Origin of the sequence: Pseudomonas sp. FSL R10-2189 (assembly GCF_009600325.1) — a bacterium.
Taxonomy (GTDB): domain Bacteria; phylum Pseudomonadota; class Gammaproteobacteria; order Pseudomonadales; family Pseudomonadaceae; genus Aquipseudomonas; species Aquipseudomonas helleri.
In genome coordinates this window covers 26,121-38,014 of record NZ_WIVZ01000028.1, presented here as the reverse complement: position 1 = coordinate 38,014, position 11,894 = coordinate 26,121, and the positions used below count along the sequence as shown (strand labels likewise).

11 protein-coding genes and 1 other RNA gene are annotated in these 11,894 nt (G+C 58.9%); 7 read left to right on the top strand and 5 right to left on the bottom strand.

Annotation, left to right across the window (positions count from 1 at the left end):
- Positions 1-225: 225 nt before the first annotated feature.
- From zipA to recR, 6 genes are all read left to right on the top strand, one after another.
- Entirely contained in the window at positions 226-1,101 is an 876-nt protein-coding gene (zipA, locus tag GHO32_RS18890) for a cell division protein ZipA (protein WP_153335978.1), read from the top strand.
- Positions 1,102-1,197: 96 nt separating this feature from the next.
- Entirely contained in the window at positions 1,198-3,555 is a 2,358-nt protein-coding gene (gene ligA / locus GHO32_RS18885; protein ID WP_153335977.1) for an NAD-dependent DNA ligase LigA, read from the top strand.
- Between the two features lie 239 nt (positions 3,556-3,794).
- An RNA gene (ffs, locus tag GHO32_RS18880) (signal recognition particle sRNA small type) lies at positions 3,795-3,891 on the top strand.
- Positions 3,892-4,115: 224 nt separating this feature from the next.
- Entirely contained in the window at positions 4,116-6,191 is a 2,076-nt protein-coding gene (dnaX, locus tag GHO32_RS18875) for a DNA polymerase III subunit gamma/tau (protein WP_153335976.1), read from the top strand.
- 76 nt (positions 6,192-6,267) lie between these two features.
- Positions 6,268-6,606 carry a YbaB/EbfC family nucleoid-associated protein gene (locus tag GHO32_RS18870; RefSeq protein ID WP_048368816.1) on the top strand — a complete coding sequence of 113 codons (339 nt, stop codon included), beginning with the start codon at positions 6,268-6,270 and terminating at the stop codon, positions 6,604-6,606.
- A gap of 117 nt (positions 6,607-6,723) precedes the next feature.
- Positions 6,724-7,326: a recombination mediator RecR gene (recR, locus tag GHO32_RS18865; RefSeq protein WP_048368817.1), complete on the top strand. Its 603-nt coding sequence runs from the start codon at positions 6,724-6,726 to the stop codon at positions 7,324-7,326.
- 148 nt (positions 7,327-7,474) lie between these two features.
- Here recR and GHO32_RS18860 read toward each other — a convergent pair whose 3' ends face one another.
- A complete protein-coding gene (locus tag GHO32_RS18860; RefSeq protein ID WP_153335975.1) occupies positions 7,475-8,017 on the bottom strand; it encodes an adenine phosphoribosyltransferase in 543 nt (180 codons plus the stop codon).
- A gap of 57 nt (positions 8,018-8,074) precedes the next feature.
- Positions 8,075-8,809 (bottom strand): fumarate/nitrate reduction transcriptional regulator Fnr, encoded by a 735-nt coding sequence (gene fnr / locus GHO32_RS18855; RefSeq protein ID WP_048368819.1) that lies wholly within the window; start codon positions 8,807-8,809, stop codon positions 8,075-8,077.
- Positions 8,810-8,977: 168 nt separating this feature from the next.
- Here fnr and GHO32_RS18850 point away from each other — a divergent pair, with 168 nt between their 5' ends.
- Positions 8,978-9,448 (top strand): hypothetical protein, encoded by a 471-nt coding sequence (locus tag GHO32_RS18850; RefSeq protein WP_178113911.1) that lies wholly within the window; start codon positions 8,978-8,980, stop codon positions 9,446-9,448.
- A 10-nt stretch (positions 9,449-9,458) separates the two neighbouring features.
- Here GHO32_RS18850 and hemN read toward each other — a convergent pair whose 3' ends face one another.
- The 3 genes from hemN to ccoS all read right to left on the bottom strand — a co-directional run bounded on the left by hemN (position 9,459) and on the right by ccoS (position 11,875).
- Positions 9,459-10,841 carry an oxygen-independent coproporphyrinogen III oxidase gene (gene hemN, locus GHO32_RS18845; RefSeq protein WP_153334849.1) on the bottom strand — a complete coding sequence of 461 codons (1,383 nt, stop codon included), beginning with the start codon at positions 10,839-10,841 and terminating at the stop codon, positions 9,459-9,461.
- A 127-nt stretch (positions 10,842-10,968) separates the two neighbouring features.
- Positions 10,969-11,652 carry a sulfite exporter TauE/SafE family protein gene (locus tag GHO32_RS18840; RefSeq protein WP_153334848.1) on the bottom strand — a complete coding sequence of 228 codons (684 nt, stop codon included), beginning with the start codon at positions 11,650-11,652 and terminating at the stop codon, positions 10,969-10,971.
- Entirely contained in the window at positions 11,645-11,875 is a 231-nt protein-coding gene (gene ccoS, locus GHO32_RS18835; RefSeq protein ID WP_123750465.1) for a cbb3-type cytochrome oxidase assembly protein CcoS, read from the bottom strand. The genes GHO32_RS18840 and ccoS overlap by 8 nt, the downstream gene beginning before the upstream one ends.
- Between the last annotated feature and the right edge of the window lie 19 nt (positions 11,876-11,894).

The window sequence follows — 11,894 nt, the reverse complement described above, 5'->3', positions numbered from 1 at the left end:
TGTAAGAAAATCCCTACAGATTTGGCTGATGAGACGTGTAGGTCAGCAGCTACATGGGCCTAACTCAAGGTGACAGACGGTGTAAAGTTATCTTTGGTCGTGTTAATTTAGCGTCTAATTTTTTTGCACGTGGAAAAACGTCATTCAGAACATAGAGTTGGCGCCACGTTTTAAAGGGCTTTAGGCTCTTCTTCATAGAATCATTTTTTAGGGGCACGGGATTACATGGAAATCGGTCTGCGCGAGTGGCTGATAGTCATCGGCATAGTGGTCATCGCCGGTATTCTTTTTGACGGCTGGCGTCGTATGCGTGGCGGTAAAGGGAAGCTCAAGTTTCGTCTTGACCGCAGTTTTTCCAATGTGCCTGACGAGGAAAACAGCGCTGAGCTGTTAGGTCCGTCACGGGTTTTGGATACGCCGGATCACAAAGAGCCGCAGCTCGATGAGCATGACCTGCCATCGGTAAGCATGCCGCCCCGTGAGAAGTCCTCCAAGCGCGGTAAACGTGCCAGTGAGCCAAGCCAGGGTGACTTGAACCTCAACCTCGATCTTGATGATGACGGTCCAAGCTTCAGTGCGCGTGACGATGATGCCCCTGTTGAAACCAAGCCACGTGGGCGTCAGACGCCAGCGGTGGCTGCGGCAGAAAACAAAGAGCCTGCACCGGCAACCGAAGAAGTGCTGGTCATCAGCGTTATCAGCCGTGACCCGGCAGGTTTCAAAGGCCCGGCGCTGCTGCAGAACATTCTTGAGAGCGGCTTGCGTTTCGGTGAGATGGATATTTTCCACCGTCACGAAAGCATGGCCGGCAATGGCGAAGTCCTGTTCTCCATGGCCAACGCCGTCAAACCGGGCGTGTTCGATCTGGACGACATCGATCTGTTCAGCACGCCAGCGGTGAGCTTCTTCCTCGGCTTGCCAGGCCCGCGTCATCCCAAGCAGGCGTTTGATGTGATGGTGGCAGCGGCCCGCAAGTTGTCCCAGGAACTCAACGGCGAACTCAAAGACGACCAGCGCAGTGTGTTGACGGCTCAGACTATTGAGCATTACCGCCAGCGCATCGTCGAATTCGAGCGTCGTGCCCTGACTCAAAAACGCTAAAGCCGTGGGGGCCGCGTGATCGCTCCCGCTGAGTGCACTATGAATTAACACATGAGCAGCCTCGGCTGCTCATTTGCTTTGTGAGAGAAACCCCCCATGACCGCCGCCAATACCCGCATTTTAGAGCTGCGCGCTGAACTGGATCAGCATAACTACCGCTACCACGTACTCGACGAGCCGAGCATCCCGGACGCCGAGTACGACCGGCTGTTTCGTGAGCTTAAAGCCCTGGAAGCGGAGCACCCGGAACTGGTGACGGCAGATTCGCCGACCCAGCGCGTGGGCAGTGCGGCGTTGTCGGCCTTTACTCAAGTGCGTCACGAAGTGCCCATGTTGAGCCTGGGCAACGCGTTTGATGAAACCGACATGCGCGAATTTGATCGGCGTGTCAGCGAGGGGCTGGATTTACCGGCTGGCGACCTGTTCGGCGGCGGTGCAGAAGTTGAATACAGCTGCGAGCCCAAGCTCGACGGTCTGGCGGTCAGCTTGCTGTATCAGGATGGCGTTCTGGTGCGCGGCGCGACTCGAGGTGATGGCACCACCGGTGAAGACATCAGCGTCAACGTGCGCACCGTGCGCAATATCCCGCTCAAGTTGCAGGGCAGCGGCTGGCCAGCGGTACTTGAAGTGCGCGGCGAGGTGTTTATGTCCAAGGCGGGTTTTGACCGCCTCAATGAAGCCCAGCTTGCGGCGGGTGGCAAAACCTTTGCCAACCCGCGTAACGCAGCGGCTGGCAGCCTGCGCCAGCTGGATTCGAAAATCACCGCCAGCCGTCCGCTGGAGTTTTGCTGCTATGGGCTGGGGCAAGTTTCTGAAGAGTTTGCCGACACGCACATTGGCAATCTCAAGCAGTTGCAGCAGTGGGGCATGCCCATCAGTCACGAGTTGAAACTGGCCAAAGGCATTGCCGAGTGCCTGGACTACTACCGTGACATTGGTGAGCGTCGTGCCTCGTTGGCGTATGAAATCGACGGCGTGGTGTTCAAGGTCAACAGCCTGGCCTCGCAACGCGAACTGGGCTTTCGCGCCCGTGAACCGCGCTGGGCAATCGCCCATAAATTCCCGGCAATGGAAGAACTGACCGAACTGCTGGATGTTGAATTTCAGGTCGGGCGAACGGGGGCAGTCACTCCGGTTGCACGCCTGAAGCCAGTCAAGGTGGCGGGCGTGACCGTGTCTAATGCCACGTTGCACAACATGGACGAAGTGGCACGCTTGGGTCTGATGATTCACGACACCGTGATCATTCGCCGTGCCGGAGATGTGATCCCGCAGGTGGTGCAAGTGGTGCTCGACCGGCGCCCTGACAACGCGCGCCCGGTGCACATCCCGCAAAACTGCCCGGTGTGCGGCTCCCACGTCGAGCGCACGCAATTGATCAAGCGCAGCAAGGGTCGCGAAACCGTCAGCGAAGGTGCCGTGTACCGCTGCGTCGGGCGGCTGGCCTGTGGTGCGCAATTGAAGCAGGCGATCATCCATTTCGTCTCGCGACGGGCCATGGACATTGAAGGCCTTGGAGAAAAGAGCGTTGAGCAGTTGGTCGATGAAGGTCTGGTGAGTTCGCCGGCCGACCTGTACACCCTGTCGTTTGAGCAAATCGTCGACCTTGAAGGCTTTGCCGAGCTGTCGAGCAACAACTTGTTGGCGGCCATTGCCGACAGCAAGCGTCCGACACTGGCGCGTTTTATCTACGCATTGGGTATTCCTGATGTAGGCGAGGAGACAGCCAAAGTCCTGGCGCGCTCATTGGGCTCTCTGGAGCGCGTGCAGCGTGCGTTGCCGCAAGTGCTCACGTACTTGCCGGACGTGGGCCTGGAAGTGGCTCACGAGATCCACAGCTTCTTTAGCGATGATCACAACCGCCAAGTGATTGGTCAATTGCTGGAGCGCGGTCTGCAATTGCAGGATCAAGGTGAGCTGGGCGCTGAATTTGCCGCCAGCGCGACCTTGGGCGGGTTGATCGACAAGCTGCACATTCCGTCCGTAGGGCCGGGGGGCGCGCAGAAGCTGGCCGACAAATTTGACACCCTTGAGCGCGTGATCAACGCCGATTGGCTGGACATGCGTCAGGCCTTGCCTGAAAAGCAAGCCAAGGCTGTGCGCGAGTTCTTCGACAACCCGGACAATGCGCGACTGGCGCTGGACGTCGAAGCGCAACTGCGCGACTTCGGCATGCATTGGCAGAGCGAGAAAAAAGCCGTAGAAGGCTTGCCGCTGGCCGGGCAGACCTGGGTGCTGACCGGCTCGCTGGAATTGATGAGCCGCGACGTTGCCAAAGAAAAGCTGGAAAGCCTAGGCGCCAAAGTCTCGGGCTCGGTGTCCGGCAAAACCCACTGCGTCGTGGCCGGGCCGGGGGCGGGGTCCAAATTGACCAAGGCCAACGAGCTGGGTCTCAAGGTGCTGGATGAAGAAGCGTTTGTAGCGTTCCTCAAAGAGCAGGGTATTAGCCTGTAACGGCTGCAAAACCTGTAGTCGCTGCCGCAGGCTGCGAAGGGTTGCGAAGCAATCCGTTGCCTCGTAGCCTGCGCGAGCTTCATCGCAGCCTTCGGCAGCGACTACTGAGCCAAATACATGCCCGAATCCAAGTACTTGAACCCATTCATTTTTTTATTCTTGAAGCAGCGGTTGTAAGTTTTCGTCAGATAGGTACAATGGCGCCGTTCGCTGCTAGGCGGATGTTGTTATGGTGACCCTATCGGTCCCTCCGCAACGATTACCCGTGAACCTGGTCAGAGCCGGAAGGCAGCAGCCACAGCGGGAACATTGTGTGCCGGGGTGTGGCTGGTGGGGTTGCCTCCATTTTAAAGATCCTCAACTCGCAGGGTTTTTAGTCCAGAAACAAAATCTTCTTATCTATACATCTCGACTGCTGAATGCCCGGTCGACGTATTTTCACGTTTGCCTGAAATGCTTGGCCATGAGTGCCTTAGCAGTTAAAAGCGCGCACCGGATGCAATTTTGCCCCTGCTCCGCTAGCATTAGCCCCTTCCGCTTTTCAGACGCGACGGTTATCAATGAGTTATCAGGTTCTTGCACGTAAATGGCGTCCGCGCTCGTTCCGCGAAATGGTCGGCCAGACCCATGTGCTCAAGGCTCTGATCAACGCTCTGGACAGTCAGCGCCTGCACCACGCCTATTTGTTTACCGGTACGCGCGGCGTCGGCAAGACCACCATTGCGCGGATCATCGCCAAATGCCTGAACTGTGAAACAGGTATCACCTCGACGCCGTGCGGGACGTGTTCGGTATGCCGCGAGATTGATGAGGGGCGTTTTGTCGACCTGATCGAGATCGACGCCGCGAGCCGGACCAAGGTCGAGGACACGCGTGAGCTGCTCGACAACGTGCAGTACGCTCCAAGCCGTGGGCGCTTCAAGGTCTATCTGATCGACGAAGTGCACATGCTTTCCAGCCATTCCTTCAATGCGCTGTTGAAAACCCTCGAAGAGCCGCCGCCCTACGTCAAATTCATTTTGGCGACCACAGATCCGCAAAAGCTGCCGGCGACGATTCTGTCTCGCTGCCTGCAGTTCTCGCTCAAAAACATGACCCCTGAGCGCGTTGTCGAGCATTTGACCCATGTGTTGAGTGTCGAGAACGTGCCGTTCGAAGACGATGCGCTGTGGCTGCTGGGCCGTGCCGCCGATGGTTCGATGCGTGACGCCATGAGCTTGACCGATCAGGCGATTGCCTTCGGTGAAGGCAAAGTGCTGGCGACGGATGTGCGGGCGATGCTCGGCACGCTGGATCACGGCCAGGTATTTGATCTGTTGCACGCCTTGATCCAGGGCGATGCACGGGCGCTGCTGGAGGCCGTGCGGCACTTGGCCGAGCAGGGCCCGGACTGGAATGGCGTGCTTTCCGAGATACTCAACGTTTTCCACCGTGTGGCGATTGCCCAGGCGTTGCCTGAAGGCGTCGACAACGGTCACGGCGACCGCGACCTGGTGCTGGCGCTGGCGCAAGCGATGCCTGCCGAAGACGTACAGTTTTATTACCAGATGGGCCTGATCGGCCGGCGCGATCTGCCGCTGGCGCCAGACCCGCGTGGTGGCTTTGAAATGGTCTTGCTGCGAATGCTGGCCTTCCGCCCGGCGGACACCGGCGATGCGCCGAGTCAGCCGCTAAAGCCAGTGGGGATCAGCCAGGCCACAGTTGATTCCGCCAACACCGTGGCGGGCTCGACGGCTGCTGCGCCAGCCGTTACGCCGCGCGCAGAACCTGTTCCGGTGGCAGTAGCTGCTGCGCCGGTGGCTGAGGTTTTGGCTCCTGAGCCTGAGCGGGTGGCCCCTGTGGTGGCTCCTGAAGCACCGCCAGCAGCCGAAATCGACTTGCCCTGGAATGAGCGCCCGGCGCCGGTCATCGAAGACCAGATCACGCCAGAGCCTGTGCTCGAGACTGTCAGCGAGCAGCCGGATTTACCGCCCATGCCGCTGCCGACCCCGGACAGCGTGGTGCCTGACGCGCCGGAGTGGGTTGCCGCACCTGTTCACGAGCCAACGCCCGAGCAAGTCGACGCCGCGCTGTCCGGTATGGACCGCGACGATGAACCGCCGCTGGACGAGGACTATATCGAGCCGGACATGGATTCTGCGGCCTATAGTTACCTGGACGAGTTGGCCAGCGAACATGCCGTCGAGCCGCAACCCGAGCCCGAGCCATTACCGGCAGCCATGCCTGCCACGGGCCTGGCCCTTGAATGGCTGAACATGTTCCCCCAATTACCGGTATCAGGGATGACGGCCAGCATTGGCGCCAACTGCACCTTGATTGCGGTTGATGGCGATGACTGGCTGTTGCACCTGGACCCGGCCCATAGCGCCCTGTTTAACTCGACCCAGCAGCGCCGCCTGAATGATGCGTTGAACCAGTTTCATCAGCGCACACTCAAAGTGACCATAGAGCTGGTCAAGCCGGAGCAGGAAACCCCGGCCCAGGCCGCTTCGCGCTTGCGTGCAGAGCGTCAGCGCCTGGCCGAAGAGTCAATCTACGCAGACCCGTTGGTCCAGCAAATGATTGAACAGTTCGGCGCAGCCGTGCGTGACGATACGATTCAACCTGTCGATGTTATTGAGGCGCAGGCCTCGTAACACCGGCTAGATACTGACAGCCCGCAGTCATTGTGACTGCGGGTGCATTGTGCAAATAACGTTTGAGGTGATTCCCATGATGAAAGGTGGCATGGCCGGCCTGATGAAGCAGGCGCAGCAGATGCAGGAAAAAATGGCCAAGATGCAGGAAGAACTGGCCAACGCTGAAGTCACCGGTAAAGCCGGTGGCGACATGGTGACGGTGGTCATGACCGGCCGTCACGACCTCAAGCGTGTGAACATTGACCCAAGCCTGCTTGAAGGCGTGAGCGAAGACGACCGTGAAGTGCTGGAAGACTTGTTCGCCGCTGCAGTCAACGACGCTGTGCGCAAGATCGAAGCCAACAGCCAGGACAAAATGTCCGGCGTCACCGCTGGCATGCAACTGCCACCGGGCATGAAGCTGCCGTTCTAAGGCGCTTAAAAATGCCGGGCCCAGCGCCCGGCATTTTTTTGCCTGCGGGTTGGCATTTGACGCTGGCCCGGACCACGGGTATAAACCGCCTCTCGTTGTTTTGTCGGACCTTTCTCTATGAGCTTCAGCCCCCTTATTCGCCAACTGATCGATGCCTTGCGCACGTTGCCCGGTGTCGGCCAAAAGACCGCACAGCGCATGGCCCTGCAACTGCTCGAGCGTGATCGCAGTGGCGGTTCGCGTTTGGCGCTGGCCTTGAGTCAGGCGATGGACGGTGTGGGTCATTGCCGCCAGTGCAGAACCCTGACCGAAGATGACTTGTGCCCGCAGTGCGCCGATGTGCGCCGCGACGACACCTTGCTCTGCGTGGTGGAAGGGCCGATGGACGTTTACGCCATCGAACAGACCGGCTATCGCGGGCGGTACTTTGTGCTCAAGGGGCATTTGTCGCCCCTGGATGGCCTTGGGCCAGAAGCCATCGGGATTCCGCAACTGATGACGCGCATTGCCGAGCAGGGTACTTTCAAGGAAGTGATCCTGGCGACCAACCCGACCGTGGAAGGTGAAGCCACTGCGCACTACATTGCCCAATTGCTGAGCAGCAAAGGCCTGATCGCGTCACGCATCGCCCACGGCGTCCCGCTGGGTGGTGAGCTGGAGCTGGTCGACGGCGGCACCCTGGCGCATTCGTTTGCCGGGCGTAAACCGATCGCTTTGTGACGTTTTAAACGCCACCCTCTCCCGGAGGGAGAGGGGGCTTTACCGAGGTGTTCTCAGGTTCAGCGCAAGGCATTTAGATAGCAGAAAATCTAAGGTATCCCCCGATCAGTTCCTTCTCCCTCCGGGAGAGGGCTAGGGTGAGGGTTAATTATTCAGTCAACGAAAACTCAGTCAGACAAAACGTCGGCACACCCGCTTCCTGCAAGCGCGTTGAGCCGCCCAATTCGGGCAAGTCAATAATCGACGCTGCTTCAAACACCTGCGCGCCCATGCGGCGTACCAGGTTTACCGCCGCCACCAACGTCCCGCCTGTGGCGATCAAGTCGTCGACCAGCAGCAGCGAATCGCCTTCGCACAAACTGTCTGCATGCACCTCCAGAAACGCTTCGCCATATTCCGTCTGGTAGCCTTCAGCCAATACGTCAGCGGGCAACTTTCCTTGCTTGCGAAACAGAATCAGCGGTTTGTTAAGTTGATACGCAAGCACTGAGCCGATCAGAAAACCACGGGCGTCCATGGCGCCGATGTGGCTGAAATCCACTTCGACGTAACGCTCGATAAAGGCGTCAGCGATCACGCGCATGGCGCGGGGCGACTGGTAAAGCGGGGTGATGTCACGAAAGATCACGCCGGGCTTGGGGAAATCAAGCACCGGACGGATCAGGGATTTGAGGCAGAAGTCGTTGACCATGGGGGTGGGTGTCCTGGCGGGCTTCGGAGCCGCCAGTATACCCCTCATGCGGCCTGCTTAGGCTTCCAGCGAACCACCGGCCAGCGCGCACAGCTTGATCGGGTCAAGAATGTGTACTTCTTTGCCTTCAGCGGTGATCAACTGGTTTTCTTGCAGGCGGGTAAACACCCGGGAGACCGTTTCAACGGCCAGGCCCAGATAGTTGCCGATCTCGTTGCGCGACATGCTAAGGCGGAACTGGTTGGCCGAGAAGCCGCGGGCACGGAAGCGCGCAGACAGGTTGACGAGGAAGGTGGCGATACGCTCATCGGCGGTCTTTTTCGACAGCAGCAACATCATTTGCTGATCGTCGCGAATTTCGCGGCTCATGATGCGCATCAACTGACGACGCAATTGCGGCAGTTGCACAGACAGTTCGTCCAGGCGCTCGAAAGGGATCTCGCAAACAGGGGTGGTTTCCAGTGCTTGAGCCGAAACCGGATACGTTTCGGTGTCCATGCCTGACAGGCCGACCAGCTCGCTTGGCAAGTGAAAGCCGGTAATTTGTTCTTCGCCGCTGTCACTAAGGCTGAATGTTTTGAGTGCTCCGGAGCGTACGGCGTAGACCGAACCAAAGGTGTCGCCCTGGCGAAACAGAAACTCGCCTTTCTTCAGTGGCCGACCGCGCTTGACGATTTCCTCTAACGCATCCATGTCTTCCAAATTCAACGAAAGTGGCAAACAGAGAGGGGCAAGACTGCAATCCTTGCAGTGAGCCTGGTTATGAGCGCGCAGTTTTACTGGCTCGGACATTTCTTCAATCCTTGTGGGAAAACACACATAAGATGCAAGGGTAACTCAGCACGATGGGTGAGGCTAGGGCGCACCGGGCCGCGAATCGACCTCAAGTTGCAAAACGCACGGTCGATAGCGTGGTAATTGAAAGCCATTGTGAGCGAATTCATGTCGTCGATAGGTGCAATGACGTTTGGTCAAAGTGGCATACCGCCCAGTATTGAACCGGCCAAAAACACCCAAGAGGGGCCCGCAGCCAACAAGGCGTTCAAGGCCGACAAAGAAGAGGCGCCGCCACCGGCTGAAGGGGTCAAGGTGACGATCTCCGGGGCAGCCCTGAAGGCGGCCAGCGCCAGCAAGAGTGAAAACAGCGATATTGAAGACAGTGGTTTGCCGGAGACCATCCAGAGCATTCTGAAGATGATCCGCGCAATCAAAAAGAAGATCGCTGAACAAATGGCCAAGCTGCAAGCGATCATGACCAACCGCAGCCTGAGCCCGGAACAGGCCCGGTCTCAGTCGATGGCGTTGCAGGCCGAAGTGGCCGGTTTGAACGCATCGTTGACGTCGGCCAACAACAGCTTGAACAAGGCGCTGCAAGAGTCCGGGGCGAGCAGTGAGAGCATCGTCAAAGCCGCGTCCCTGGCCATGAAGTGATGACGCGGGTTTAGATCACCCGCGAGAAGCGTTGCCGGGGCTGCTGTGCCAGATACGCGTCAAATGCCATGCACACCGAGCGCACCAGCAACCGCCCTGCGGGCAGGACCGTCAGTTGGTCGTTGTTGAGTGCAATCAGGCCATCGGCCGCCATCGCCTCCAGCTCAGGCCACTGCGCTGAAAAATAGCCCCTGAAATCGATGTTGAAGGCCTGTTCGATGCGCGCGAACGGCAGGTGCAAATTGCAGATGATCTGCTGGATGACCTCGCGGCGAATCCGGTCGTCCTGATTGCACAGCAAGCCGCGACTGGTCGCCAGTTGCTCGCTGGCCAGCGTGTGCTGGTAAAGAGCAATGTCGCTGTTGTTCTGGCAATACAGCTCGCCGATCTGGCTGATGGCCGACACGCCCAGGCCGATCAGGTCGCAATGGCCGTGGGTGGTGTAACCCTGAAAATTGCGCTGCAAGGTGGACTCTTCCTGGGCAATCGCCAGCTCATCGTCGGGCAAGGCGAAGTGGTCCATGCCGATATAGCGATAACCCGCAGCGGTCAGTTGCTCGATGGTGTGCTCAAGCATGTGCAATTTGTCGGCAGGCGAAGGCAAGTCACTGGTGTTAATGCGTCGTTGCGGTTTGAAGCGCTCCGGCAAGTGCGCGTAATTAAACACCGATAAACGATCCGGCTGCAGGCTGATCACTTCCTCAACGGTGCGGGCGAAGGCCATCGGGGTTTGCTTGGGCAAGCCGTAGATCAGGTCGATGTTGATCGAGCGAAACTGCAAAGTACGCGCCGCATCAATCACCGCGCGGGTTTCTTCCAGGCTTTGCAGGCGGTTGACCGCCCGTTGCACGGCGGGGTCGAGGTCTTGCAGGCCGATACTCACGCGGTTAAAGCCCAGTTCGCGCAACAAGCCCATGGTCGACCAGTCGGCTTCACGTGGGTCGATCTCGATGCCGTAATCGCCGGAGTCATCGTCCAGCAGGTTGAAGTGCTCACGCAGGTGGCCCATTAGCTGACGCAGTTCATCGTGGCTTAAAAACGTCGGTGTTCCGCCGCCAAAATGCAATTGTTCAACTTTTTGCCTGGGGTCGAGGTGGCAGGCGACCAGGCTGATTTCCTGCTCCAGGCGTTTTAAGTACGGCTGGGCACGACCACGGTCTTTGGTGATGACTTTGTTGCAGGCGCAGTAATAGCAAATATTGGCGCAAAACGGCACGTGCACATACAGCGACAGCGGGCGCATGGCTTTGCGGCTGTCGCGCAGGGCGTGCAGAAAGTCGAATGGACTGATCTGATCATGAAACTGCATCGCCGTGGGGTACGAGGTGTAGCGCGGTCCGGCGAGGTCGTAACGACGAATTAAATCGGAGTCCCAACGAATGGCGTCGAGCATGCGGGCATTCCCCTGGGATGGCTGGCAATGCTCAGGAGTCTAGGGGCTGCGAATTTGTCGCACCTTGATTTGCATCAACGCCAGCTCTGGCTCAGCTCATGCGTTAGCTTCGCCAGGCTCTAACGGATCAATGCCCCATCAACCAATGCTGATGCGGGCCGGGCAGCGTCCAGAGGCCGAACAGCATCACCAGTAACCCACCGGCCATGCGTACGCTGCGCTTGCGCAGCACGGCGGTCATGCGTTCAGCCGCGAGGCCCGTGGCCAGTAACACGGGCCATGTTCCCAGGCCGAAAGCCAGCATCAGCAAAGCGCTGTCCAAGGCACTGCCCTGGCTGGCTGACCAGATCAAAGTGCTGTAAACCAATCCGCACGGCAACCAGCCCCAGAGCGCGCCCAACAGCAGGGCGCGGGGCAGGCTCGATACTGGCAGCAGGCGGCTTGCCAGCGGCTGGATATGCCGCCACAGCCCGCGCCCCAGGCTTTCGATGCGGGTCAGGCCGCTCCACCAGCCTGCCAGGTACAAACCCATAATGATCAGCAACACCCCGGCCAGTACCCGCATCAGCATGGCGGCCGGGCTGTTGGCGACCGCCCAGCCTGCCAATCCCAGCAGCAAACCCGCCGTGGCATAGCTGAGAATTCGCCCCAGGTTGTAGGCCAGTAACAGCTTGAAGCGTCGGCTGCGTTGCTCTTTGGGAATGGCGAATGTCAGCGCGCCCATCAGGCCGCCGCACATGCCCAGACAATGCCCGCCACCCAGCACGCCCAATATGAACGCCGAGACCAGTAGCGGGGCTAACTCAAGCATGGGGTGGCACGTGCGGATCAGATTTACTCACAGCGTGCCCGTGAGAGCCTTTGGCCTCTTCCACGGCAGCGGTGTGCTGCGGGTCCTGGTCGTCGAACAGGATGCTGTGCGCAGGGCTGTCCAGATCGTCGTACTGGCCGCTGTCCACGGCCCAGAAGAAGATAAAAATGGCGATGCCAACAATCAGCAACGCCGCGGGAATCATGATGTAAAGCGCTGGCATAAAGGCTCCAGGCGACCGG